A 25,433-nucleotide genomic window follows, 5' to 3' on the forward strand; every position below is an offset into this window, starting at 1 on the left:
GTCCGGGTCGAGCGGCAGGTAGGCGGCCCCGGACTTGAGGATGGCGAGCAGCGCCACCACCATCGCCGGCGAGCGCTCCAGGCACAGCCCGACGATCGTCTCCGGCCCGGCGCCGCGCGCGATCAGGTGATGGGCCAGCCGGTTGGCCCAGGCATCGAGCTCGGCATAAGTGAGGCTCTGCTCCTCATAGATCAGCGCCGTCGCTGTGGGGGTTCGCGCGGCCTGCGCCTCCAGCAGCTCGGGCAGCGTCGCCTCGGGGGAGGGGTGCACCGTGGCGTTCCACTCCTCCAGGATCCGCCGCCGCTCGGCGGGCGCGAGGATCTCGACCGCCCCGATCCGCTGCGACGGATCCTCAGCCATTGCCTCGATCAGCCGGACCAGCCGAACTTCATGTGCGGCCAGCTGATCGGCATCATAGAGCGCCGCATTGGCATCGAAGCCGAGTTCGATCGCCTGGCCGGCGCCGCGGTCGAGGAGGTAGATGTCGAGATCCCGGGCCGGGCCGTTCGCCAGGTTGCGCGCCCTCGCCGCATGGCCGCCGAAGCGAAGGTCGTAATCAAACGGCATGATATTGAGCGAGGTCGCGAACAGATGCTGCCGCCCGGCTGCCAGCCCGAGGTCCCGGCGCAGATCCTCATACCGATATCGCTGGTGGCGCAGGGCCAGCCGGACTTCGCGGCCGACCTGGCCGAGGAGATCCTCGAGCCTCATCTCGGGCGCCATCGCCAAGCGCAGCGGCACCACGTTCGCGACCATGCCCGGAATGCCCGGTAGCGCCCGGCCGGATCGCGCCGTGACCGGGAACCCGATCACCAGATCCGTCTCGCCGGTCACCCGGTGGAGATAGGCCGTGGTCAGGGCGACCAGGAGCTGCGGCAGGGTGGTGCTAGCCGCCCGCGCCAGATCCCGCAGCGCCGCGCCGGTCCCGACCGGCAGACGGGCCCGATGCCGCACGATGCCGCCAGCTGGCCCGCGCTGGCCAGCGAGGCTCACCGCATCGGGCCGGTCGGCGAATCGCTCGGTCCAGTAGCGCCGATCCCGCAGGAACGCACCCGAACTGCGATACTCCACGTCCGCGGCGAGCAGATCCCGGAACGCGCCGAAGGGGCTGGCTTCCGGCTGCCGGCCTTCGACCAGCGCCGTGTAGACATCGGCCAGACGGCCCGCGAACAGCGCCCCACCGAAAGCGTCCAGAGCGATGTGGTGACTGCGCTGATACCAGTAGAAGCGATCAGGTGCCGCGCGGAGGAGGGCGTAGGCGAAGAGAGGGCCGTGGGCGAGGTCGACCGGTCGGGCCAGATCCGCCTGCATCCAGGCTTCGGCCGCGGCCTGAGGATCGGCCTCGCGACTGAGGTCGATCACCGGGAACGGCCAGTCGGCTGCCGCGTCCAGGATCTGCCGCGGACCGGCACCATTGTCGACGAACGAGACGTGCAGGCTCTCCGCCTCGGCCACCACCCGCCGCAGCGCCGTCTCGAACAAGATCGGATCGATCGGGCCGAGGATCTCCAGACATTCGGCGATGATGTATTGCGCCGTGCCCGGAGTCAGCGCCTCCGCCAGCCAGATCTCCGACTGTGCCGCGGTCAGCGGATGCGCTATCTGCTGCATGTCGTTCATGGCTTGACGATCCTCGGCTCGACGCGCTCCGGTCGGTTGCGGCGCGGAGACAGTAGGCGGCGATGCGGCTGAAGAGGGAGGCGCTGGCGAGGCGGGAGGCTCGGGCGATGTGTCGCCGAGGTCCCCAGGATCGCCCCTGGTATGGATCGCCTCACGGGCCGCCTCGCGCGGAGCAGCGGGCCCACGATGTTGCGGCTTCGACGCAGCGGACATGCTCGCCAGCATGCCAAATCAAGAAGGCAGGCAATGTCGTCCACCGATTCAGAAAAACAACTGTGATGTACTTGATGCGGAAATCGAATTGAGAGTCAAATCAATAAAGCTTTGGATTATATTAAAATATTGTAAACAAAACATGGAGATAATTCGATGAAAACCCCTGGAAATGTAATGCATCTGGAAGCGAAATTTTCAATTCGCGATTCGATTTTGTCGAGCGCTGAAGGCGGCAGCGCTCTGGACCGGCTGGAGCGGGTCGAAGGCAGTCAGGTGCCACAAGAGAACCGGACTGCGCTTTGTAATCCTTAGCTATAAGGAAAAGGCGTCGATCTGCGCCTATGTAAGCTTTGGGTCCCGAGCCGGATTGAAAGGGTCCGCATCTTTGCGACTATCCCTCTTGCTCGATGAGCAGGCGAACAAGATCTTCGCCATGATCGATGATATAGCCGAACGGGTCCGCAAGATCGGCGCGACAACACTGCGCTCCATCGGAGACCTGGCGCGACGCCGGACGATAGCCGACAAGGACGCTTCCTTCGTGACGGCCTGGGACGTGCTGTCGGAGCTGCACTCGGAGAGCCTGGCTCTGGTGGAGGGATTTCGTGCCGCCAAAGGGATCGCCGACCAAGCCGGAAATAACCCGAGCTCGCTGCTGATCGATGACTGGACCGATGCTGCCGTATGGCGGGCGTGGTTCCGTCGCGCCGCACGATGCAGCAGCACCACATAGGACCGGCAGAGATCTCAGGACTGAGATTCCCGGACCTCTGCTGCATCACCTGAACGATCTAGTTGATGGCTATGTTCAGCTGTGTCGCCTCATCCATAAACCGAAGGCCGGCCGGACGTCCGCTTCGGAGATGCCGGCGCAACTTCCGCTTATGGCGCCTCTCGGCCGGACCGGGCTGTCAAGGCTCGACTGGAAACGGTCTGAGCCGCGGCGCCGGTATTGCGACCGGCCGCTGGATCGGGTCGCAGCCTTGAGCCCTGTCAGAACGGAAGGGTTGGCAGGACGACAGCGATCGGGCATAGATTGTGCACCGACTGCGAGCCAGCAGGTCGCGGCGATCGCCTGATTTTTAGACATATTGGCCGAGCATTTTATCTGAGGGTCCGATGTCCGGTGACACTGAATTGATCGACGGCGCCGCCGTTTCCGCCTTGTGGTTTCCCCGGGACGGGAAGGATCTAGACCTCAGCGGCTATGTCATCGGCCTCGATGGCGAGGGTGTGAGGATCTACTGGGTCCAGACCGGCGATTATCCCTACGGCATCACCAATTGGCAGCACCTCAACTTTCAAGGAGTGGACACCACCATCGGATCGGCGGATTGGTGGCATGACAATTATGACTATTATTCTAATATTACACTGACGAACGGTAACGATACCGTTAACAATTACTATTACGGCGAAGGGTCGTCTCTGTACGGGCTGGGCGGTGACGACAATCTGACCGGCGGAACTTGGATCGACGGTGGTGACGGCAACGACACGCTCCATGCGCGCAGCGGCGCCGTGACCTTGATCGGCGGCAACGGCAACGATCTCATCTTCGTCTATTCAGGCGACGATGTGCGAGGCGGCGCGGGCACGGACACGATCAGCTACGCCGAAGCCGACAGCCACATCTTATCGGTCACCATCGATCTCACGGCCGGGAGGATTATCTCCGACGGCACCACTCTGAGCAGCATCGAGAACGCGTCCGGCAGCCGGGGGGGCGATCTCCTCATCGGCACGGCCGGAACGAATGTGCTGAATGGGTGGCTGGGCGACGACACGCTGCGGGGCGGCGACGGGGCCGACACCCTCGATGGCGGCGTCGGTTTCGACACGGCGGACTACTCGACCTCTGCCACGGCGGTGACGGTCGATCTGGGCGCGCACAGTGCGGCCGGGGGCGACGCGCAGGGCGATCAGCTGAGCGGGATCGAAGCGGTGGCCGGCTCCAGCTATGCCGACACGCTGACGGGCGACGCCGGCGCCAACACACTGTCGGGCGCTTCGGGCAACGACGTGCTGGCGGGAGGCGCCGGCGCCGATGCGCTGAACGGCGGCGACGGCACCGACCGGGCGGACTACGCGGCGTCCGCCGGGGGGATCACGGTCAACCTCGCCACCAACGCCAACAGCGGCGGGGACGCGGTCGGCGACGTGCTGACCGGGATCGAGACGGTCGGCGGCTCGGCCTTCGCCGACAGCCTGACCGGAGATGCCGGCACCAACACGCTGTGGGGGCGCGGCGGCGATGATGGGCTGGCAGGGGGTGCCGGCAACGATTCCCTCTATGGCGAGGCCGGCGCCGATCAGCTCAACGGCGGCGACGGCGATGACCTGCTGATCGGCGGCGACGGGGCCGACGTGCTGAATGGTGGGGCCGGAACCGACACCGCCAACTATGCCGAGGCCGGCGCGGCGGTGACGCTGAGCCTGGCCGGCGGTGGGGCCGGCGGCGTCGCGGCCGGGGATGTGTTCGTCAGCGTTGAGAACGTGCTGGGCTCGGCCTTCAATGACGGGATCAAGGGCGACGCCGGCGCCAACGTGCTGCGCGGCCTGGCCGGGACGGACCGCCTGTATGGCGGTGACGGCGGCGACACGCTGACCGGCGACGCCGGCAACGATTCCCTCTACGGCGAAGCCGGAGCCGATCAGCTCAACGGCGGCGACGGCGACGACTACCTGACCGGGGGCGTCGGGGCGGATGCGCTGTCCGGCGGCAACGGCACCGACATCGCCCTTTACGATGCAGCGACGGCGGCGGTGACGGTCAACCTGGCCACCGGCACGGGCAGCGCCGGCGACGCCACCGGCGACACCTACAGCAGCATCGAGAATGTGATGGGCTCGGCCTATGCCGACACCATCACCGGTAATGCCGGGGCGAATGCGCTGTGGGGCATGGCCGGGAACGACGTGCTGGTCGGAGGCGGCGGGGCGGATGCCCTGAAGGGCGGCGCCGGCGCCGACCGCTTCGTCTATACGGTAGCCAGCGACAGCACCGTTGCCGTCCGCGACAGCATCAACGACTTCTCGCATGCCGAGGGCGACCGGATCGACCTCTCGGCCATCGATGCCGACGGCAATGCCGGCAACGGCAACACCGCTTTCACCTTCCTCGGTGGGAGTGCCTTCACTGGAGCCGGGCACGAGCTGCGGGTGGTGGCCAGCGGCGGCGTGCAGATGGTTCTGGCCGACCTGAACGGCGACAAGGTGGCCGACATGCAGATCAATGTCGTCAGCGCCACCGGCCTAGTCGCCGGCGACTTCGTGCTGTAGCGGCAGATGGCTCAGGTGCTTCGCAGCGCCTGAGCCATTTCACGCGGCCGGTGACTGAAGTACGAGAGTCGCCAGAGGACCGGCAAGGAGACGCAATATCAATATCGTCGACGGCTGCTTCTCACGCGGCGCCACAGGAAATCCCGTTGGAAGGACCTGCCATCACGTCCGCTCTGGGAGCCGGCTGCAATGGCCGGTTTTGGGCAGGTTCGGGGATCCGGTTGGCCGGAATGGGCCGGATCTGCGGATTCAAGCAATGTCCGATTCGGAGACTCCGCTGCTATGTCCGGATGTGGCGCGCTCCAGCCTGGTGCACAGGTGGGAGAGAGGCCTTGCGACCGTCAAGGACCACGAGAGAACATCGGGAGGCGAGCAAGGAGATCGCCGTGCCCCGCCGTCAAGCCCGGAAGGCCATGGAGGGAATTCCACCAGAACAGTTCGAACCGGATCGGCGAGTTCCCTCCATGCTCCTCCCAATGAAACCACCGGTCCGGGCCGACGTCATCGAAAGTCGCGTGATAGAAGAAGCGGCGGTGTAGCTCCTGCCGACCAAACAGCCGCATGTCGTCAAGGGCCTCGCCGAGGAAGTTGACGATCCTGGCCCGTCCTATCCCAGTTTCCTCAAGCAGTTCCCTGGCGGCCGCCTCTGCCGGGCTCTCTCCCCTCTGGACTGTGCCGGCTGGCACCTGTAGCCCCGCATCAGGGTGGTCAGGGTGCGCCAAGACAAGCAGATCACGCGCGTAGCGCGTGAGGTACACAAACGCCTTCGGTACCGTCACAAGCATCGATGATTGTTACCAGACAGCCGGATTGCGCCAAAGGGGCGGCTGTCCCGGCAGCCGACCGCTTTCGAGATTCGTACGCAGTGACTGCTGTTGGCGCCCTCCGGCCTGGCGCCCGGCAGGTCTGACAAATCATGGAGACAGTGCACTTTTGGTCGGTTCTTGCCCTTGCATTGGAGGCCAAGTGCTTCTTCGTTCGGTGCAATTGGTAATCCTGCCCAATCGTCGAGCCTCTTCGCCTCAGCCCGCCAGCCAGTCCGCGATGATCTTAACGGCCTTGCGTTTGCGTCCGCAGCTGATGTTCTTCAGGTCGGCGAGCACGAAGGAAAGGCCGTGCTTCTCGCGTGTTGACCGCAGCCATCGAGGGAAGGACAGGAGCTTGCCCTCGCCGAGCGGGTCGAACCCCATGTCGTTCTGCGTCACACGGCCCGCCCTCTCCGAGAAAAGCCCATGTTCCGTGTCAACGCGGAGTTGCCATGGCCAAGTAGGATCGGGCCTTATCTCGAGAGCGAGATCGGGCCGATAGGAGAGCTTTCGCGGATTGTGCTCCGCATGCAGGACGATCCTCACGACCCAGTCCTCGTCGGGTGCGAAAGGCAGCGACAGCGTACGGGCCCAGGCGACCGACTCCGTCACCTCTCGGCGCGCCATCTCGCGCGCGGAAAGCCGTGCGGCAAGCTCGGAGAATTCTGCGTCGTCCGCGGCATGTGGCAGGACCGCCTGAACCGTTTCGTCGAGAATGGAAAGGTGCTCGTCCCGCTTGGGAATGTCGTAGGACTCGTCGAGCATGTCGCGCAGGACCCTTGTCCGCGTCTCCTCCGCGATAAGGGCGATCAGGACGAAGCCCCAAAAGCGCAGATCCGTGTATCTGTAGCTCGCCTCTCCGAATCGCCGATCATGGCGATAGCCGAGATGCCGGAGCGTCTCCAGAATACGCGGGGCCTCGCCGACGAACGGCACGAATTTCTCCAGCTTGTCGCGCTGCGCCGGCAGGGTCGTGTATTTTTGCGTCTGGTCGAGCGTCTTCAGGTGGAGCTTGAAGGTCTTGGCGGTCTTCGTCGTGCCGGCGGGAAGCTCGCCGTCCGGGTCGAAGCCGAAGCAGAAGAGTCCGCAGAGCCGATCGAGGGAGTTGGCGGACAGATCGTCGAGGATGGGCAGAAGGTCCCGATAGGCCGAGAGGAAGCGCGCGAATTCCTCATCGGGAACGGCAGGCAGGTTCCCCCGGCGCAGCGCGTGGAAATAGAGCCTCGTCCGCTCGTCGGGAGAGAGGTGATGCGCGGCCTTGGTCAGGAGGGGGCCGATCCGGTGATGATGTGTCGTCCAAAAGGATCCGAACTTTCGCCTTATCGCAAAGGCGGCGTCCTCGTCGGCGATGAAGGTGCGGAGCAGGCCGGAAGGCGCTGCCAGATCGTCGGTCACCATTTGTCTCCCAGACCAAGATTTCCGGCCTCAGCCAACGGAGGGTATCGCACTGGACGGGACGGCCAGCCGATCACTTTGTAAGAGCGTGAAGGCGCGGGCGAGCATGCCGTGGCTTGCGTCGGCAGTCACGCTGGTCCTTCTCGAGACCCGTCCGGAAAGCGCCGGCTCCGGCTAACCGGGAACGTCCGCTATTGAGGAACCGATGCTAGTCGGCTTTGGCGCACCTCCTGCAGGCCAGCCGTCCGGCAAAAGCGAAAGCCGGCTGATCTGACGCCCGTCCGCTATTGGGACGCCGAGGCAACGTCTGCTTGTGGCGCATCGGCCTAGTCTCGCCCGGAGGCAGCGCAGAAAGCGGATGTCTTCCAAGTCAGGAACGGATGGAGCGAATGTCCAAGCGGATCAGTTTGACGCGCTCGGCCGACCACGACACCATGAACTGATGAGCCAGCGCTGGTCCTCCATCGTCAACCATTATCGGCAACACCTGATGGTAAATGCCGGCGACAGCGCGGCTCGACAAGCGATCCAAGCTGTCGGTGACCTCGCGGCTCACATCGAAACGATGCCGCATGGAAACCGGCTGTTCGGCTGGACATCGATGTTCGATCTCTGCATCCAGCAAACCGACACGCTTCCATACTCTGGGCCGTACCTCCGGGTCTCGCCTCTTCAATCAGCGAAAGTCGAGTTTCGGTACCTCGATACCGCGATTGTCGCTCGGCAATGGTGTCGCGAGGTCAGCCCCGAGGAGGTGATGCCGCGCTTCAACCGCTTTCTGGAGCAGCTTCGATGGATAGGGGCGACATCCGGCGCAGCATAGTCCGCAAGGGCCGAGTCCAATGGTGAGCGGTCCGCCGGCGGCCGGATCGTCCCGCGCCACAGGGGCCCGCACAGGGGCGCGGCGGCATCGGAGCAGGTCCCCTGGCCCAGGCATCGGAGTTGGAGCGCTTCGCGTCGTGGTTCCACCAGGACTGGATCCTGGTCTTCCCGGATTTCGACGCCGGCGCACGCCTGCACATTTCCCAGCTCGGCGACGAGAGGCGATCTGTGCTGAAACGGCAATTCTCCAAGTTCCTCTCCCGAAACGAAGGGGCGTCTACCAGGAGCCTTAAGAACCAGTGGCTTCGCCTGGGGGCTCAAGGATGGCAGCGCGGGTGCGGAATCGGCGCCTTTAAGCGCTGGAAGGAGCTGATGTGACGAGGCCGGGTTTCGGGACACCTGTCGTCGCGCCGAGTCGGCCAGGTCCGGATCCGGCCGACTCGGACGATGTCTGGTCCTGGGCCGCTGGCACAATGACCGCATACGGCGCCCTTCAGCCAGGCTATCCCGACAGGGACGGGAGAGGCCTCAGGCTTGCAGGGCTTTCCCATTCCTCGTGAAATAGCGGCGCTTGGGTTGGGAGATCAGCAGACATGGACGAGCCGGACGTTACGATGGAGCTGCTGAGCACGGCCGGCGACCGCCGCGTTCTCGTGGTCCGGCGTAACGGACTCTATGTCCTGAGAGCGGAAAGGCGATATTCCGAATTCTATGAAGGCAGGCTGATCGCCGAAGGGTGGGCCGAAATACCTTCATCAGCCTCATACTTCAATGATCCGAAAGCCGCAGCACGAGAAGCGTTCTTCAGATTTCCGTGGCTACGGGAATTGGCGAGGTAGGTCCGCCAGGGGTCGAAGCGGCCCGTTTGGACAATGTCCGTATCGGGGACGCGACGTGATGGCCGGTCATGGCGCCGTTGAGACGAGCTGGCGGTGGAAATCGTACAATGGCCGTTGGACGATTCCACCGTGCCGGTCCTGGCGAGGCCGCCCCTTGGACGAGAGCCTGTGGCGCCGGTCAGTCCGACTTGATCGCGTTTCGGCGACCCAGAGTTTGCGTTCGCACTGTTCGGAAAGCTAACCAGGGCCGCGTCTGATTTCGAGAAGCTGCGGCGATGGCCGGAAACGGCGCACCCGAGCCGGGCCAGGGTGGCAGTAACGGGCGGAAAGCGGACGGCGGTAGTCGAACGGTCGACATCAACGCGCCCTGTGCGGAGTCCCATGAAAAGCGAGCGCCGCGTCAGCTAGGGCAATTCTAATCCCCTGCTATCTTTGAGCCGATGTGCAGTTCGACGGGCGTTCCGTCCGGTAAGTTCTTCGTCTGCGTATAGATGTCGTGACGGGAGTAAGGTTGACGTCCCTGTGTTGCGGCGATTTGGACTGCAGCAACGACATATCACTTGGGGGGCCAGCCCGTTCGCGGCGGTGCCGGCGTGGGGCGAGAGCGTCATTGCGGCCCACGGGGAGGATCTGGTGCTCGGGCGCGCACCTGACCGTAGCTACGGCTATGCTGAATGCCGCACGAATTCGGGACGCCTCTATGGCAATCTGGCTGAGAACCTCTGGCTGTATGCGCTACCCAATCCAGATCCAAGCAAGATAATTACAAGCTTGCAGCTGCGAGCCGAAGCCGAGACTTCGACGATCTATGCCGTAAGCACGACCAAGCTTGTCGAGCATCCGCTGCGTCTTCATAGCCGTCGCAAGCTTAGATTGCGCTTGCCTCGCGGAGTTCGGCTGAATGCACTCGGAGAACTCGACACCGACGATCGCGCCGATCAGATCGGCATCGATTTGGGAGCCGTGATTTCTGCCCGCGCCGCACTTGAGTACTCGCGATCAGAATGGCTAAGCGATCTCCACGATGTGCAGCCGATACGATCCAATCAGGACGTGATTATCGAGTATGCTGCACATCCCGACGCAAGGCTTTATTTAAAGACCGAGGACGGCAGCCTATCCATGCACGATCTTCGTCTGCTCCAGGAGTGTCGTATACCTGATGACACTCCGGTGGATGCTGTGGCTATCGCGCCAGCCACGCGGCCCGTCACATTCCGCATAGTCGAGAAGAGCACCGGCCAACCTGTCGCAGCACGCTTGCATGTACATGGCGCTCATGGGGAATATCTTCCTCCCAAAGGACATCATCGCAAGGTGAATACCGGCTGGTTCGAAGACTACTCTGCGGAATTCGCCAACGACTTGAACCAGTACGCCTATGTGGATGGAAGTTGCTCCATAGACCTTCCGCTTGGGCCCGTGTTTGTCGAAATAACGCGAGGTCACGAGGTGCGCCCTCTGCGGCGCATCATCGAAGTCGATGTGAGCACACAGATCGTCACCTTCGAACTGGAAAAGGTGCTCCGCTGGCGCGAGCAAGGATGGGTGACCTCCGACACGCATGTACATTTCTTGAGTCCTCAAACCGCTCTTCTCGAAGGACAAGCGGAGGGGGTCAACGTCGTCAACTTGCTTGCGGCTCAGTGGGGTGAAATGTACAGCAACGTCGGAGACTTTGACGGCCGAACAACCTTGGGCGCCAAAGACTTCGGCGGGGATGGCGAATTCCTCGTTCGTGTCGGCACCGAGAACCGCATGCAGGTGCTCGGACACATCTCCCTTCTTGGATATGAAGGCGAGATGATCGCTCCACTGTCTGCCGGCGGCCCCGATGAGGCCGCCATCGGTGACATGCTGGAAACCACAATGGCAGGCTGGGCAGAGCGCTGCCGTCAACAGGGGGGGCTGGTCGTATCGCCGCACGCGCCGAACCCCCAGGCAGAGCGCGCGGCAGACATCGTTCTCGGTCTGGTGGATGCAATCGAGATGATGACCTTTAATCCAAGAAGATGGCAGATCAGCAGCTTCAGTCTTGCCGATTGGTATCGCTATCTTAACATCGGCTATCACCTCCCGCTGGTTGCGGGTTCCGACAAGATGGATGCCGCTTCGCTCCTTGGAGGCATCCGCACATACGCGCACCTGGGCACACGAGATTTCACCTACAAGGACTGGATGGATGCAGTGCGCGGAGGCGACACATTCGTGACAGTCGGACCGCTCGTCAGGATGACGGTCGAAGGTAGGCCCCCTGGAACCAAGGTAGAGTTGCCCACCGGAGGTGGTGCGATCACGATCGAATGGCGGATAGAATCCGTCAGTGTTCCTGCGAAGCGGGTGGAACTCATCCGTAATGGAATGGTCGTTGATGAAGTTCGCCGCGACACCTTATCCTGCCGAGGGCACCACACACTGCAAGTTACGGAGTCCTGTTGGCTGGCAGTCCGCGTTCGCGGCAGCGTCTGTGGACGTGACGGGGACATTGCAGCACATACCAGTGCCGTCTATATCGAAGTTGGAGATAAGCCGATATTCGCAACGTCGGATGCAGTGGCTGTTCTTGCGCAAATCGAGGGATCGATAGCCTATCTTGATACTCTTGCCCCGAAAGGCGACGAGGCTCGGCAAACTCGGATGAGGGCAGCCCTCGAGCTAGCCCATCACCGGCTGCATCACCGATTGCATCAACTCGGTGCAGGTCACCGGCATACGCCGGTCCATTCGGTACATATGAACGTGAGCATTGATGCTCGGACCACAGTGCTTCTCGTCGCGCTTAAAAGCACAGCGGCGTAAGCGTCGTCCGGAGCCGCCGATTAGTTAGCGAGGGGAGACTGCCGCGGACCGGGCTTGATACCGGCTTTGTTCTGGCCCAAAGGTGCCGTCTCGTGGTTCCTTGCGACGGCAACAGAACCCGCCCTTTGCACGGTTCGCGGTCCCCGCATGTCCTTCCACGCTGCCGCACCGTCGACGTGGGTACCAGGAGCATCTGTGATGCGCAACTCTGGCCATGCCTCTGGGAATCGTTCACTCCTCTGACCGGCTGCAGAGATGGGGAGAGCCTCGCGTCGAACAGGGCTCAATGATACGGGTGTGCGGATTCAGCGGCGCATTTGGTTCGGAACCAATGGTCACGTCGCACGGGATCGATATCGCAGGTGCCTTCGCCAGATCGGCCGCTTTCCTCTCCGAGTTGGGGCCGCAGCTGGCGCGACGAGGGCCGCGGCGGCGGCTCGACCAGCGCCGCTGCCTCCTCGGTCTTCCGCTCCGGCATGGGTTCCGGGCTGGCGGCGACATCGACGGCGACGAAGGACGGCAGCTCCGAGGCGCCGTGGATCCCGATCACCCCGAGTTCGGCAAGACGCCACTTGAACACCGTTCGCCGGCGCGCTCACCCGCGATGGAAACGGGCTGCGGGCGAAATCCGTCGTGTCGATCCAGCCCGGAAAACTCGATCGGTCCCCGACCGGGACCGCGGTTTCGGCCCGCATGGCGCTTCTACATGCAAAGGGTGAAATGGCCGTAGGGGATAGCTTCACCGGCGTTTCCATCATCCAGTCGGAGTTCAACGGCAAGATTCTCGGAACGACCAGCGTCGGCGACATACAGGCCATCCGCCCCCAGATCGGCGGTCGCGCGTGGGTCACGGGCACGCATCAGCACATGCTCGACCCGAGCGACCCATGGCCTCAGGGATATCGGGTGGCGGACACTTGGCCGATGTAACGGAAGGGGAAGTGACACTGGCCTGTGCCGCTTGGGCACCCCCTCATGCTCAGATACGGATCAGATAGGCACTCGCTGCAGGTCAGCCGGTACGGCTGGACATCGTGGCCGAAGGCGCTTCGGCCTCCCGAGTGCTGACGACGGTCACCTTCACATCGAAGGAGCGGAGCGAGGCCAGATGCTCGGGCGAAATCCCGTCGTCGGTGATCACCTCGTCGATCGCGGAGAGCTCGCAAAAGGTGCTGAAGGCCGGCGCGGCAAATTTGGAGCTGTCGACCAGGACGATGGTGCGCCGGGCCGACTGCACCATCGCCTTCTTCAGCGACGCCACCTCCAGGGTCGCGTCGGTCAGGAGATTGCCGGTCACCGCCCAGGCCCCGGTGAACAGGACATCCGGATGCACCGTGGCGAAAAAGCTCTCGCCCGGCTCGCCCACCAGCGCGCTGAACCCCGGACGGATGGTCCCGCCCGGCATGATCACCCGCCAGGTTTGGACCTGGGCGCTGAACAGCGCGATTTCGAGGCTGTTGGTGACGACGGTCAGCGGCAGATTCCGGCCGGAAGCCGCGCGCACCGCCTCCATGACGGTGGAGCTGCTTTCGAAGATGACGCTCTCATGCGGGTTCAGCCGCCGGGCCGCTTCGGCGCCGATCGCGGCCTTCTGGGCGTGGCGGAGCTGGGCGTTGAGGGACGTCTCGCGCTCGAACGACGCGCGGAGCGGCTGCAGCAGCAGGGCGCCGCCATGCGTCCGCTCGAGATAGCCGCCCTCCACCAGATGCTCCAGGTCGCGCCGGATCGTGGACTGCGAGCCACCGATCGCATCCGCCAGCTCCTGGATCGACGCCGCCCCGTTGACGCGCAGATGGTCCAGGATCATGGCACGGCGCTTGGCCGGAATGATCTCGACGCGCTTGGTCGGGGTCTGCATCGACACGGTCCCACGGATGGTTCGGCCCGACACACTGCCGAAAGGCGAGGCCTGCCGCAACTCGGCAACCCCGCCGCCGGCACCTACCAGATCGTGTAGCCGCAATCCACGACCAGCAAGGATCCCGTCATGGCGCTGGAGGCGTCGGTCGCAAGGAACAGGATGGCCGAGGCGATCTCGTCGGCCCGTGCGACGCGCTTCATCGGCGTGTTTTCCATCCAGACCGGGAACAGGACCGGATCGGTGAAGCCGCCGCGGGACATCGCCGTGTCGACATAGGTCGGCGCGACGCAGTTGACCCTGACGCCGCGCTCCGCCCACTCACCCGCGAGCGATCGTGTCAGGTGGTGCACGCCCGCCTTGGCCGCGTTGTAGTGCACCTGCCGCTGCGGCTTGTTGGAGATCAGCCCCGACATCGAGCCGATGGTGACGATCGACCCGCGGCCCCGCTCCAGCATCGGCCGGCCGAACTCGCGGCAAGACCAGTAGACGCCGTTGAGGTCGACATCGACGACCTTGCGCCAGACATCGTCGGCCATGGACTCGCCCGGCGTGTCCGGCCAGGCGATGCCGGCATTGGCGACGAGGATGTCGACGGCCCCGTGCCGGTCGTTGACGTCCCTGGCGACGCGGCCGACGGCATCGGCGTCGGTGACGTCCAGCAGGACCGTGTCGACCTCGCGGCCTTTGGCCGCCAGCTCGGCACGGCCGGAGTCGAGCACCCCGGGGTCGTGGTCGGAGATCACGACCCCGGCGCCCGCTTCCAGCAGGGCGTCCGCGGCCGCCAGTCCGATGCCGCGCCCGCCGCCGGTGATGAAGGCGATCCGGCCGGCCAGGTCATATTTGCCGAGATACATCGAGGCATTCCTTGCATGGTGAGACGGGAAATCCGAGGCGGCCCTATTTGACCGCGCCGAAGGTCAGGCCGCGCACGAGCTGCCGCTGGCTGAACCAGCCGAAGACCAGGATCGGACCAATGGCGAGCAGCGAGGCAGCGGACAGCTTTGCCCAGAACAGCCCTTCGGGGCTGGAGAAGGAGGCGATGAAGGCGGTGAGGGGTGTCGCCTGGGAGGCGGACAGATTGATGCTCCAGAACGCCTCGTTCCAGGCCAGGATGATGGAGAGCAGGGCGGTAGAGGCGATGCCGGGCGCGGTCAGGGGCAACAACAGCCGCCAGAACTGCTGCAGCGGCCGGGCGCCGTCGATGCGCGCCGCCTCCAGGATCTCCTTCGGCACCTCCCGGAAGAAGGTGAACAGCATCCAGACGATGATCGGCAGGTTGATCAGCATGTAGAGCCCGATCAGGCCGATCCGCGTGTCGAGCAGCCCGGCGCTCTTGAACATCAGGTACATCGGCACGAGCACGCCGACCGACGGCATCATCTTGGTCGACAGCATCCAGACCAGGATGTCCTTCGACCGCGGGCCCGGGAAGAACGCCAGCGCGTAGGCTGCGGGCAACCCGATGCCGAGCAGCGTCGACCCGCCGGAAATGGCGATGCTGTTCATGAAGAAGTGCAGGTAGTCGGCGCGTTCCAGGACAGCGGAGAAGTTGTCCAGCGTCGGAGTGAACAGCAGAAGCGGCGGTGTGGCTATGGCCTCCGTCTCCGTCTTGAAGGCGGCGAGAGCCATCCACAGGATCGGGAAGGCCATGAGCAGGCTGACGCCCCAGCCGGACACGGCCCAGGCGACGCGGGTGCCGAGACGAGGCGCCATCGTTCAGCGCTCCAGGTTGTGGGCGATGGTGCGCACCAGGAAGAACGCCACGACATTGGCCAGGATGATGGCGAAGACGCCGCCGGCAGAGGCCCCGCCGATGTCCCAGTCGAGCATCGCAGTCTTGTAGATCAGGAAGGGCAGGGTGGTGGACGCGTCGCCCGGCCCGCCCGCTGTCGTGACCAGGATCTCTGCGAAAACCGACAGCAGGAAGATCGTCTCGATCATCACCACGATGGTGATGGGCCGATAGAGGTGCGGCAGCGTGATGTGGGCGAAGATGTGAGTCGGCTTGGCCCCATCGATGCGCGCCGCCTCGACCTGCTCATGATCGAGCGACTGCAGCGAGGTGAGAAGGATCAAGGTGGCGAATGGGATCCATTGCCATGCGACGATGATGCCGATCGAGGTCAGTGGCCAATCGGTGAACCAGTCGACCACCGGCAGGCCGAGAGTGCGCGAGATCCAGGCGAAGAGCCCGTTGACGGGATGCATCAGCAGGTTCTTCCAGACCAGCGCGCTGACCGTCGGCATGACGAAGAAGGGCGCGATGCACAGGAGCCGTGCGATCCCCCGGCCGGCGAAAGGCTGGTTTAGGATAACCGCGCAGGCGATGCCGATGACGATGGTCGCCGCCAGCACGCCGCCCACCAGCGTGACGGTGTGCCAGACGGCATTGAAGAGGCCAGGGTCCTCCAGGAGATAGAGGTAGTTGTTCAAGCCGGCGAAGCCGGTGCGCATCGGATTGAGCAGGTTGTAGCGTTGCAGCGAGAACCACAGCGTCAGCGCCAGCGGAACGATCATCCAGAGCAGGAGAACGAGAACGGAGGGAGCGAGCAGCGGGTGCGTGTCCAGCGCCACTCCGCTCCGGCCTGCAGAACCTTTGAATGACATGAGCCTTTCCAATCGTCAGGCGGCGTGCTCCGCCCCATACCGGGAGAAGGCGGCCCGGCTTACGTCTCCGGGCCGCTTGCCGTCTCAGTCTTTCGAGTAGCCGGCTTGGCGGATGGTCCGCTCCGTCGTCGCCTGCGCTTCCTTGAGCGCCTCGTCGACGGTCTTCTGCCCGGCGATCACCGCGGCGAAGGTCTGTCCGACCGTGTTGCCGATCCCCTGGAATTCGGGAATGCCGACGAAGGAGATGCCGCGATAGGGCACCTTCTCCTGAGTGGCATCGGTCATGTTGGCGGTCTGGATGGTTTCCAGCGTGAGCTTGGCGAAGGGAGCCGCGTCCAGGTACTCCTTGCTCTGATAGGTAGATTCGCGGGTGCCCGGAGGCACCGTGGCCCAGCCGGAGATCTTGGCGACGAGCTGGATGTACTCTTGGGATGTCGCCCAGTAGACGAACTTCTTGGCGGCGTCAGGCGCCTTGGACGAAGCCGGAATGGCGAGCGCCCATGACCACAGATAGTGGTTGCCCTTGTTGAACTTGCCGTAGGGCGGATGGGCATATCCGACCTTGCCGACGACGCTGCTCTGGGCTGGATCCGACAGGAAGCCGGCGGAGACGGTCGCATCTACCCACATGGCACATTTGCCGCTGGCGAACAGCGCCAGGGTTTCGTTGTAGCCGTTGGACGCGGCGCCGGGCGGGCCATACTTCTTGAGCAGGTCGACATAAGTGGTCAGGGCCTCCTTCCACTCGGGCGTATCGAGCTGCGTCTTCCAGTCCATGTCGAACCAGCGGGCGCCGTAGCTGTTGGCGACGGGCGTGATCTGGCCCATGTTCTCGCCCCAGCCGGGCTTGCCGCGCAGGCACATGCCGTAGACGCCGTGCCCGGGGTCGTTCACCTTCGCCGCGATCTCGCCGATCTGCTGCCAGGTCGGCTGGTCCGGCATGGTGACGCCGGCCTTCTCCAACAGGTCCTTGCGGTAGAAGGTCATCTGGCTTTCGGCGTAGAACGGCAGGGCGTAGAGCTTGCCGTCGAAGGACAGGCCGTCCCGCACCGACTTCAGGACATCGTCGAGCTTGTAGTCGGCGGGCACGTTGTCGAACGGCACCAGCCAGCCGCGCTCGCCCCACATCGGCGCCTCGAACAGGCCGATTGTCAGGATGTCATACTGCCCGCCATGCGTGGCGATGTCGGTCGTCAGCCGCTGGCGCAGGACATTTTCCTCCAGCACCACCCAATTCAGCTTGATGTCCGGATTCTGCGCCAGGAACTCCTGGGACAGCTTCTGCATCACGATCATGTCGTTGTTGTTGACAGTCGCGATCGTCAGCGTCGTCTCGGCCATGGCATGGGCGGAGGCAAGCAGCGCCGCCACCCCAAGAAGCATCGATCTCGCCAGACTCATCGTTTCCTCCTCGTTTGAACGGCCGCCGATCGGCGGCTATCGGGCGTTGGCGCCCATTGCGGCTGCGCTCGGAATCGCCGAGCGATCGGCCGGGTCTTGGCTCCCCGGTTGCGCCTGTCCCAGGACCAACAGGCAGCCGGCGGTGAAGCTGTCGCCGAGCCCGAGAGTGGTGGCCGGCGAGCCGAGATGGGGGGAGGGGCAGGCAACGAAGCTCCAAGCCTTGCTCCGCGCCTCAGCCGCGAAGGGCAATTCGTGGAACCGGGCCTCCGGGTCGAGCGCCTTCGGCAGAACGGGCACGCCCGCCGCCGCGCGCGAGGCCGCCAGCAGACAACCCGTCATCAGGGCCAGGCGTTCGCGCTCCGGATCGCCGCGGGACACGGCGGCTGCCCAATGGTCGGCGTGCACGCACACCCGATCCAGGCCGAGCCGATCGCCGAGGGCCATCATCGCCCCATGAGGGGGATCGCCCTCCGGATCGAGGGCCAGCAGTTCGGACTGGCTCATTCCGATCGAGGTGACGACCCCGGCTGCGGCATCGAGAACGCGATCGCGGGCGGCCGGCGAGTCGTAGCCGGCAAGTTCGAGATGGACGTTTTCCAACCCGGCGCTGCGCCAGGCTCGACACAGCGCGAAAACCCGGTCGATCGCGGCATCCAATCTCTCGGCCGGCTCGCAATTGAAGCCGGAGACGAGGCCGGCCCCGGCGGAGCGGGCCATCGCCGGTGTGAGGGCGTCGAAGTCGCCGTCCTGCTCCAGCCCCGGATCGTTGAAACGGACGATGATCCGCGAGGATCTCGGCGGGATGGCATCGCCGACGGGCATGCCCGCCGTGTATTCGAAGATGAAGATGTCCGGCCGCTTTTCGCCGCACGGGGCAGCCTGCCGGGCCGGCACCGTCCCGCCTCGTTCCGCCAGAAGGACGCCGGGCGGCAGCTGGGACAGCATGTGGGCGCTGCGATCCTGCAGCGCCAATATGGCCGGGGCTTCAATCGCGCTCAGAACCCACGCCGCCTGAGGTCCCGTGCCGCCCAGGGCGTATCGGAGCTTGAGCCGCTCGGACAGCCAAGCCGGTCCGCCGGGCCAGTCGACACGCACTTCACCACCGATTCCCCTTGCGGCCCTTTCCTTGAGCATGGCCAGGAAATTGGCGGCGGCCTCAGGAAGCCGTGACTGCAGGAGCGGAGCGACGTCGCTGAGCGCGATGCAAGCGTCGACGCATGCGCTCATACCGCAGATCGTGATCCGCGCGCGCGCCGCGAGCGATGGCAGCTCAGAGATCAAGCCCAGGTATGCGCTCCGCCATGCGCCGCCTGTCGTCATGCTTGGCCCTCCCTCAACATCGCGCAGCGATGTGCCGTCATCTTTCAATATCTTCCAAAATCTATCACATAGACTCGGATTGACGTCAAGTGGAGAAGTTTTGGGCCGGCATTTGATCAGAGTCGATCTAGCTCGCCGAGGAATCTGTTGCAAATATATTGCGAAATCAAAGATATATAGAAATTTGGCGCAACCGTGCCGCTAGGTGCTCCGGCGGAGGACCATTGATGAAGGATGATAAAATTTGACATGATATGGAAAGCGATGCTCTCTTGTGTGGTGAACGGCGATGACCTTGGCCAATGCAAGGTCGCCAGCCACACCACAGACGATCGGAGGAAGCTCGTGCTACGCCTAGACAGGAAGCTCCAGAACATCCGTGCCGGACGCTACACCCGGTCCGACTTCATCATCGCGGACGCGAAGGACGGCGATATGGGGTCGGGTGTCACATGCACCGGCTTCGACCGGAGCGGTGGCGTGGCGCGGCAGCGGACCCGCGCTGAATTCCTCGACCAGATCCAGGCGATCATCGACCAGGATATCGTCGATATCATGCTGGTCTCCGCTTCCAACCTGGAGCTTCTGCATGAGCGTGGAGCCTTTGCCGGCAGCCAGGTCAAGCCGGCCATCCGCGCCAACGACACGACCGATTGCTGGGGCGGCGTGCGTCACGGCGCCTATCCGAAACACCCGTCGCGCCCTTTCCGCACGGTCAGCATCTCACGCATCATGACGGGCACCCTGGAGCCCGCACCCGGAGCTCCGGTCACCGGAACCGACCTCGGTCTCTATTCCGTGACCTTCCTGAATGACCTCGAGGCAGACGCCCGGGCGCTGGAAGAGTTCGCGGCGTTCCGCAAGGAGGCTGCTGCCAACGGCTTCAAGTATTTCTATGAGGTGTTCAACCCGAACATCGAGAGCGGCCTCAGCCGCGAACAGATCGGTGAGTTCATCAACGACAGCATCTTGCGATCACTGGCCGGGGTCACCAAGGCCGATCGGCCGCAGTTCTTGAAGATCGCCTACAATGGTCCCAAAGCGTTGGAGGAACTTGCGAGCTACGATCCTGATCTGGTCATCGGCGTGCTCGGCGGCGGAGCCGGCACCACGCGCGACACTTTCGAGCTGGTGAGCCAGGCCGAGCGATATGGTGCGCGCCTCGCTCTGTTCGGGCGCAAAATCAACCTGGCCGAGGCGCCATTGGCGCTTCTCGTTCTGATGCGCCAGGTGGCCGATGGCACGATTCCGCCGGATGAAGCGGTGCGTGCCTACCATGGCGAGCTGCAGAAGCAGGACCTGCGCCCGGTCCGCAGCTTGGAGGACGACCGCCAAATTACGGAGGCCGTGCTGAAAGCTGCGTGATCGCAGCCGTTGGGTAAGTGTTTCATGAGGCCGCCCCTTGGGGCGGCCGTCGTCTTTTGAAGATGTTGGCTGACGGCTACGAGAGTTTTCGCGTGTTGGGTGCCGACTACTGGGCCTCGACGCGTCGGCGCTGGAGATCGCGCTGCGCCGGCTCACCTACGGCGCAAGACCGCTCGACGAAACGGTGATCCAGGAGCAGCAGGCGATCAGACACCCTGGATTCCCTCGGGCTGCTGCCCGGTCCAAATTCGGTTCGAGACGCGGTCTGGCCGGCCGCGCGGGCCTTGTAGTGAGCCTCTATCCTATGCCGCAAGCCGCGGGACCGTACTCTCGACCAACCGCAAGAATCGTTGGTTGCGGGTCCCCGATTTGAACCTGCGCTGATCTGGGTGCGCCTGGAGTGACTTGGGGCGCAGCTATAATAGGTGCGGCATGCATCTGCAGACCGGATTACAACGCAGCGGCAGCCACGGTTGGGGAGGCGGCGGATAGAGGCGGGAGGCGACGGTCTCGATAGGTGGTCCGGTTTGGAAATGCGCCTCCAACCCATTGACTTGTCGTAGGCCTAAGACTGAGGTTTGTAGATGGTAATCTCTTGAATCATCGAGAATCTTTAGCTTCCACCCGGCTCACCATTCCCTATGTCGGGCTGCGATGACGAGGAATTCCCGTGGTCGCCCTTGCGCTCCATCCTCGCCGATCTCCAAGGCCTCGGAAAGCTGCCGGACAGAGCGGTGTCGACCTCTCGATAAAAGATCCACGTGATCGAAGCTGTTGTTGCGGGAGAAGCGATCCAGGTGTGAATAGCCCGTAAGAGCTTCCGAAAATCCTGGACTTGCTGAGCGGCTGCGACAACAGTCGCTCATCGATTCCCAAGGAGAACAGAAATGGCGGGAGACGCAGCCGTCGGCTTGCAACAGGGGACGGCAGATGAGACACGAAAGCTGACCGTGCAAATCGTTGCCGCGCATGTGGCTTATAATAATGTTGCGGCGAATGACCTGCCGGCGCTGATCGATCAGGTCTACAACGCCCTCAGCGGCCTCGGGAAACCTGTCGAGCCGGTGAAGGAGCGGCCACAGCCGGCCGTTCCGATCAAGAAGTCGGTGACGCCCGACCACATCGTCTGTCTGGAGGATGGCAAGAAGCTGAAGATGCTGAAGCGGCATCTGAAGACCGCCTACAATCTCACGCCGGACGAGTACCGGGAGCGCTGGGGTCTGCCGGCCGACTATCCGATGGTCGCGCCGAACTACGCCAGCCAGCGCAGCGCGCTGGCGAAGACGATCGGGCTCGGGACGCGTCGTCCTGCAACGGCACCGGCTCCCCAGCCTGAACCTGCCGCTCCGAAGGCCCGCCGCACGCGCAAGGCGAGCTGACAGCCTGGATCCGGTGCTTGTCGGCGGGAATTCCGCGAGCACCGGTGTCCCCGACCCATTGAATGCGGCGACGGTCAAGCCGCTTTCTGACCGTCGATCGGCATTGCTCAGATGCCCGGCCGCTCTGTCCTGACGTTGTGACGTCTCCCGGGCTCCTCCGGACCGGACATCCGCTTCAACCAAGGCGACCCGGAAACCGGACCTGCCCGCCAGAGGCAGGTCGGCCCCCTCGCGGAGCCGACGATAGGCATCCGGATCATCGCTCTGGATCGACTGACGGGCGGCCGAAGAATCGATCGTGGGCCGTGCCCAATATCAGCTTCCTTCCACCATCACCGGCAGGCCGAACGTCAGCCGGCCTTATGGTCATTTCACCAGTTCAATCTCGCTCGGCCGCCACTCCTTGGTGAAGAAGGGCTCGAGCGGGCTGTAGAGGCGCAGGATGGTGAACCATCCCTTCTCGGGATCGGTCTGGATCCAGTTGCCGCGCGGAACTCCGTCAGGCTGCTCGGGGCTGAACCAGACCGTGGTCGTTCCGTCCGCTGCCGCTTCGGCCGCAGGCGAAGGATAGCTCTGGCTGCCGGCGCGCGGATACTTCTGCGGCGTCTTCAGCATCGACCGCGTCTGGTTGTCGTAGAGCGTGAAAGACCAGAACGCTCGCGCCGGAATATCCTTGGGCAGCGTCACCTTGTAGGTCTTGGCGCCGTCGAACGGCTTCTTCTCGGCGTCGAGGAAGCTCATCAGGTACTGCGAGCCTACATTCGGGATGCGCATGATCATGCCCGGCGAGTCCAGCGTGTAGGCGTAGTAGAACGCCGTCCGCGAATCGAGCGTCCGAGCGCCCGTCGTCGGATAGGGCTTGAACATGCCGCCCTCGAAGAGCGGTGGCGGCGTCTCGAAGTTGTATCCGCCCTGCCACAGCATGGTGCCCCAGCCGGAGTCGGGGTAGTACGCCCAGTCGGGATGCTCCATCGCGTACCGGAAGTTCAGCGCGCGGCCGGCGGCGTTCCCCACCGCTGCCGCATCGGAGAAGATCTTCTTCATCCGCTCGTCCGGCTTGAACTCCTTGCCCTTGACGATGCCGATCGCCGCCAGCTGGCCAGCGAGCTCCACATCGTAGCTGCCGGCCGGCTCCGCCTGTACATTGGCGTTGATCATCTCGAAGAACGAGAAGTCGCTTGGCGGGATGGTGTTGAAGGACATCCCGCTCGCCTCGATGAACTTGGTCTCGGGCATCTTCGGGTTGGCGGCGAGCTTGACCGTGCCCCCCAGTGCCGTCGCGATGCTCGTGCCGTAGCCGCCCGGCGTGTAAGGATAGATCTTCAGGTTCTTTTTGATCAGCTCGGTCGTCGGCTTCGGATCGTTGTCGGTCAGGAAGGCACGCGCGGCGTAGAGCACGTGGTTGGTGCTCGAGCGCGCGATGAAATAGCCACCCTCCGGCAGCGGTCCGTCATAGCCCGGCGGGACCAGCAGGTACTTGCCGCCCATGCCCCGGTCCGGGCCCGGGAAGCCGATATCGATGACCCACGAGAACCACATGTCGTTGATCGTGCCGAGCCCCATCGGCGGCTGCTCGATCACCATGGGACCGTTGGAAAGGTCGACGGTGGCCATGTAGTAGACCGTGTCTGCGTTGCCTGTCAGGAACAGGGAGCTCGAATCCATCAGCTCGGGGAAGATGAGGACGGTGTTGTCCTCGGCGCCAATGCTGTGGAACCCTTGCGGATCGCGTAGGCGGATGCGCCCCGGAAGCTGTTGTTGTAGACGGCCAGGCCGTTCGCGAATGCCAGAGTGTCATAGACCGTCTGGGCGGTCGCGACGCTCGGCACGCCATCCTTGAACTCGAGCGTGCCTATGCGCGTTTCGACCCGGTCAGGCGCGGAGAGGGACCGCACGGTCTCGTCAGAAACCTGAGCCGCGGCGATGGTTGTTTGCGCGACGAGGAATGCGAGTCCGGCAACAACGGAATGTCTCATCTTTCCAGCCTCCCGATCTTGATTGGCTCCTTGGCTTGGTTCCGCGGCCAGTAAGGTCCCCGCCTTTGGTCAGAACCGGATGGTGACGCCGGCGATCGGCCGATAGAGCGCAAGGTCGTCGAGCAGTGCGTGGCCACCGAAGTCGTAGGCGAGATAGCGATAGCCGATCGCGCCCGAGATCGAGTTGCTGAACATGTATTTGACGGCACCGAGCACCAGAGAGCCGTCGCAGGAGTGCTGGCTCGGGTGAGCCAGCACTTCGCGTTATTGTCACTGTGCGGTAAAGGCGATCGGCTCTTGTACTTTGACGATCGGCGGCGGATTCCACCTGCCAGTAAGTGCCTCGCTCTTGGGACCATACAGGCGCATGGTCACGTTGAACCCGCCCGTCGGTGATGGCAGCCAGTTGGCCTCCTTGTCCTTGCCGGGGCTCTCATTCTGGAAGTAGAGGTCCAAAGAGCCGTCTGCGTTGTATTGGAACGGCATCCAGGAACTGAGCGCTTGTCGGTCGAGACTGTTGGGATAGGCAAAGCCTTGGGGATCATACATGGTGATCGACCAGAAGGCATTCACCGGCGGCAGGGAAGCCTTGTCGAAATGGATCGTATACTTGTTCGATCCATCGAGCGGTCTGCCGGTCTCGTCGGCGAGATTCAGCGGATAGACGGCGTCTTGCGGCAAGTTCGCTCCGAGGCCGATGCGGGCGACGATCGCTCGCTTGAGATAGTAATTGCCATAGACGCCCATCGTATCGGTATTCATCGACCAGCCATTGACGACGCGCGCGACCGTCGGCAACTTCCACTCCATGAGCTTCAGCCCAGCCGGCGGGGCCGTCTCGAGCGCTTTTGCGATGACCGGATCGAGTTTCGCAAGGTCGAACGGCTTGCCTGGCTCGATTCCGAGCTTCTTCATTTGCGCGAGTATCGGCTGGTCCGTGATGTGAGGCGGATGTTGCCCCATGAGTTCGGCCCCGTAGGCGAAATAGCGCGCGGCCGGCATCGTGTCGACCTGCTCGCGCGGCGGTGTCTTCATGTCGACGGAGGGATCGATCGTGAGTTTGCGCGGGCTGGGCTCTTTACCCCACTCCGAGAGCAAAGTGACTTTGAATCCGGCCTGAATTTTCCTGACCGCCTCGTAATCCGGAGGTCCATCGGTCTTTGTGCGCCCGATGATCCAGACATAGGGGGTCGGGGCGTCGATACGCTCGGTGGATTTCGGCAACTTGAATTCGTCGATAAAGCGGTCACGGAGATCCGGTCTCCAGCCGGGCGGCGTGACAAGGAAGGTTCCCGCCTGCGTTCCGGTCGTGCGCCAGCCCGGCGAAGCGAAGACGTCCGTCCACATGTCGAGCATCGGCAGAAGATAGTAGCGGCCATCGGTATCGGGGACCGATACGACAACCGGCTCCTTCATCAGGTCGAGATAGGCGATCGAGTACAGAGTGTCATAGTTCGTGCGGACAACGGACCTGTCGCTGGCCGGAGGATAGGCGGGCACACTGTGAAACTCGTTCATCGGGCCACCGCCAAGCCCCTTATCCGTATTCGTGAGTTGCTTGCGCGTAACCTCCATCGTTATGAGAGGGTAAAGATAAACGTAGGCATCGACGGCGATGGCGTGTGCCTGTTCCTCGGTGAGCTTTGGAGCAGTGTCCTGCGCGAGAACCGATTGCACGCTCATTGCACTGACGAGAATGCTCGCCGCCAGCGCCCATTTCACTCGCTGCATGTCTCTCTCTCCTT

The 25,433-nt window shown here is 63.6% G+C and carries 22 protein-coding genes; 9 read left to right on the plus strand and 13 right to left on the minus strand.

Going from position 1 to position 25,433, the window contains the following annotated elements; genetic code table 11:
• The coding region (locus KXR53_RS15045) for a condensation domain-containing protein (protein ID WP_437376016.1) at positions 1 to 1,620 on the minus strand (1,620 nt) is incomplete at its 3' end.
• 616 nt (positions 1,621 to 2,236) lie between these two features.
• On the opposite strand from KXR53_RS15045, the gene KXR53_RS15050 reads away from it, so the two are divergent.
• Together KXR53_RS15050 and KXR53_RS15055 are read left to right on the plus strand one after the other, a co-directional pair.
• Positions 2,237 to 2,569, plus strand: coding sequence for a hypothetical protein (locus KXR53_RS15050; protein WP_437376018.1), 333 nt, complete (start codon positions 2,237 to 2,239; stop codon positions 2,567 to 2,569).
• A gap of 386 nt (positions 2,570 to 2,955) precedes the next feature.
• A complete protein-coding gene (locus KXR53_RS15055) occupies positions 2,956 to 5,118 on the plus strand; it encodes a hypothetical protein (protein ID WP_437376020.1) in 2,163 nt (720 codons plus the stop codon).
• 341 nt (positions 5,119 to 5,459) lie between these two features.
• On the opposite strand, the gene KXR53_RS15060 is transcribed toward KXR53_RS15055, so the two are convergent.
• Positions 5,460 to 5,903: an NUDIX hydrolase gene (locus KXR53_RS15060; protein WP_437376022.1), complete on the minus strand. Its 444-nt coding sequence runs from the start codon at positions 5,901 to 5,903 to the stop codon at positions 5,460 to 5,462.
• 237 nt (positions 5,904 to 6,140) lie between these two features.
• The gene (locus KXR53_RS15065) at positions 6,141 to 7,319 is read right to left on the minus strand and encodes a hypothetical protein (RefSeq protein ID WP_437376023.1); all 1,179 of its coding nucleotides are present in this window, start codon (positions 7,317 to 7,319) and stop codon (positions 6,141 to 6,143) included.
• A gap of 442 nt (positions 7,320 to 7,761) precedes the next feature.
• Between KXR53_RS15065 and KXR53_RS15070 the strand changes: the two genes are divergently transcribed.
• The 5 genes from KXR53_RS15070 to KXR53_RS15090 all read left to right on the plus strand — a co-directional run bounded on the left by KXR53_RS15070 (position 7,762) and on the right by KXR53_RS15090 (position 12,709).
• Positions 7,762 to 8,142: a hypothetical protein gene (locus KXR53_RS15070; protein ID WP_437376025.1), complete on the plus strand. Its 381-nt coding sequence runs from the start codon at positions 7,762 to 7,764 to the stop codon at positions 8,140 to 8,142.
• Positions 8,143 to 8,261: 119 nt separating this feature from the next.
• Positions 8,262 to 8,519 (plus strand): hypothetical protein, encoded by a 258-nt coding sequence (locus tag KXR53_RS15075; RefSeq protein WP_437376027.1) that lies wholly within the window; start codon positions 8,262 to 8,264, stop codon positions 8,517 to 8,519.
• A 215-nt stretch (positions 8,520 to 8,734) separates the two neighbouring features.
• Positions 8,735 to 8,980 (plus strand): hypothetical protein, encoded by a 246-nt coding sequence (locus KXR53_RS15080; protein WP_437376029.1) that lies wholly within the window; start codon positions 8,735 to 8,737, stop codon positions 8,978 to 8,980.
• Between the two features lie 633 nt (positions 8,981 to 9,613).
• The gene (locus tag KXR53_RS15085; protein WP_437376030.1) at positions 9,614 to 11,779 is read left to right on the plus strand and encodes a CehA/McbA family metallohydrolase; all 2,166 of its coding nucleotides are present in this window, start codon (positions 9,614 to 9,616) and stop codon (positions 11,777 to 11,779) included.
• Positions 11,780 to 12,394: 615 nt separating this feature from the next.
• Positions 12,395 to 12,709, plus strand: a complete 315-nt coding sequence (locus KXR53_RS15090) for a proline racemase family protein (protein WP_437376237.1) — start codon at positions 12,395 to 12,397, stop codon at positions 12,707 to 12,709.
• Between the two features lie 82 nt (positions 12,710 to 12,791).
• Here the strand turns inward: KXR53_RS15090 and KXR53_RS15095 are convergent, their stop codons facing one another.
• From KXR53_RS15095 to KXR53_RS15120, 6 genes are all read right to left on the minus strand, one after another.
• Complete coding sequence (locus KXR53_RS15095) at positions 12,792 to 13,637, minus strand: DeoR/GlpR family DNA-binding transcription regulator (protein WP_437376031.1); 846 nt, start codon at positions 13,635 to 13,637, stop codon at positions 12,792 to 12,794.
• A gap of 83 nt (positions 13,638 to 13,720) precedes the next feature.
• Positions 13,721 to 14,494, minus strand: coding sequence for an SDR family NAD(P)-dependent oxidoreductase (locus tag KXR53_RS15100; protein WP_437376033.1), 774 nt, complete (start codon positions 14,492 to 14,494; stop codon positions 13,721 to 13,723).
• Between the two features lie 43 nt (positions 14,495 to 14,537).
• Entirely contained in the window at positions 14,538 to 15,353 is an 816-nt protein-coding gene (locus KXR53_RS15105; protein WP_437376035.1) for a carbohydrate ABC transporter permease, read from the minus strand.
• A 3-nt stretch (positions 15,354 to 15,356) separates the two neighbouring features.
• Positions 15,357 to 16,214: a carbohydrate ABC transporter permease gene (locus KXR53_RS15110; RefSeq protein ID WP_437376037.1), complete on the minus strand. Its 858-nt coding sequence runs from the start codon at positions 16,212 to 16,214 to the stop codon at positions 15,357 to 15,359.
• A 117-nt stretch (positions 16,215 to 16,331) separates the two neighbouring features.
• Positions 16,332 to 17,648, minus strand: a complete 1,317-nt coding sequence (locus KXR53_RS15115; protein WP_437376038.1) for an ABC transporter substrate-binding protein — start codon at positions 17,646 to 17,648, stop codon at positions 16,332 to 16,334.
• A 36-nt stretch (positions 17,649 to 17,684) separates the two neighbouring features.
• Positions 17,685 to 18,968, minus strand: coding sequence for an ADP-dependent glucokinase/phosphofructokinase (locus KXR53_RS15120; protein WP_437376040.1), 1,284 nt, complete (start codon positions 18,966 to 18,968; stop codon positions 17,685 to 17,687).
• 249 nt (positions 18,969 to 19,217) lie between these two features.
• Between KXR53_RS15120 and KXR53_RS15125 the strand changes: the two genes are divergently transcribed.
• Together KXR53_RS15125 and KXR53_RS15130 are read left to right on the plus strand one after the other, a co-directional pair.
• Positions 19,218 to 20,333, plus strand: coding sequence for a hypothetical protein (locus tag KXR53_RS15125; RefSeq protein ID WP_437376041.1), 1,116 nt, complete (start codon positions 19,218 to 19,220; stop codon positions 20,331 to 20,333).
• 887 nt (positions 20,334 to 21,220) lie between these two features.
• A complete protein-coding gene (locus tag KXR53_RS15130; protein ID WP_437376043.1) occupies positions 21,221 to 21,712 on the plus strand; it encodes a MucR family transcriptional regulator in 492 nt (163 codons plus the stop codon).
• Between the two features lie 366 nt (positions 21,713 to 22,078).
• Here KXR53_RS15130 and KXR53_RS15135 read toward each other — a convergent pair whose 3' ends face one another.
• The 4 genes from KXR53_RS15135 to KXR53_RS15150 all read right to left on the minus strand — a co-directional run bounded on the left by KXR53_RS15135 (position 22,079) and on the right by KXR53_RS15150 (position 25,419).
• Complete coding sequence (locus KXR53_RS15135; RefSeq protein ID WP_437376044.1) at positions 22,079 to 23,377, minus strand: DUF1254 domain-containing protein; 1,299 nt, start codon at positions 23,375 to 23,377, stop codon at positions 22,079 to 22,081.
• On the minus strand, positions 23,377 to 23,688 hold the full coding sequence (locus KXR53_RS15140) for a hypothetical protein (protein ID WP_437376046.1): 312 nt from the start codon (positions 23,686 to 23,688) through the stop codon (positions 23,377 to 23,379). Before KXR53_RS15140 ends, KXR53_RS15135 begins: the two co-directional genes overlap by 1 nt.
• 69 nt (positions 23,689 to 23,757) lie before the next feature.
• A complete protein-coding gene (locus KXR53_RS15145; protein ID WP_437376048.1) occupies positions 23,758 to 23,946 on the minus strand; it encodes a hypothetical protein in 189 nt (62 codons plus the stop codon).
• A 12-nt stretch (positions 23,947 to 23,958) separates the two neighbouring features.
• On the minus strand, positions 23,959 to 25,419 hold the full coding sequence (locus KXR53_RS15150) for a DUF1254 domain-containing protein (protein WP_437376049.1): 1,461 nt from the start codon (positions 25,417 to 25,419) through the stop codon (positions 23,959 to 23,961).
• Between the last annotated feature and the right edge of the window lie 14 nt (positions 25,420 to 25,433).

Source organism: Inquilinus limosus (assembly GCF_051487185.1).
Classification (GTDB): Bacteria; Pseudomonadota; Alphaproteobacteria; order DSM-16000; family Inquilinaceae; genus Inquilinus; species Inquilinus limosus_F.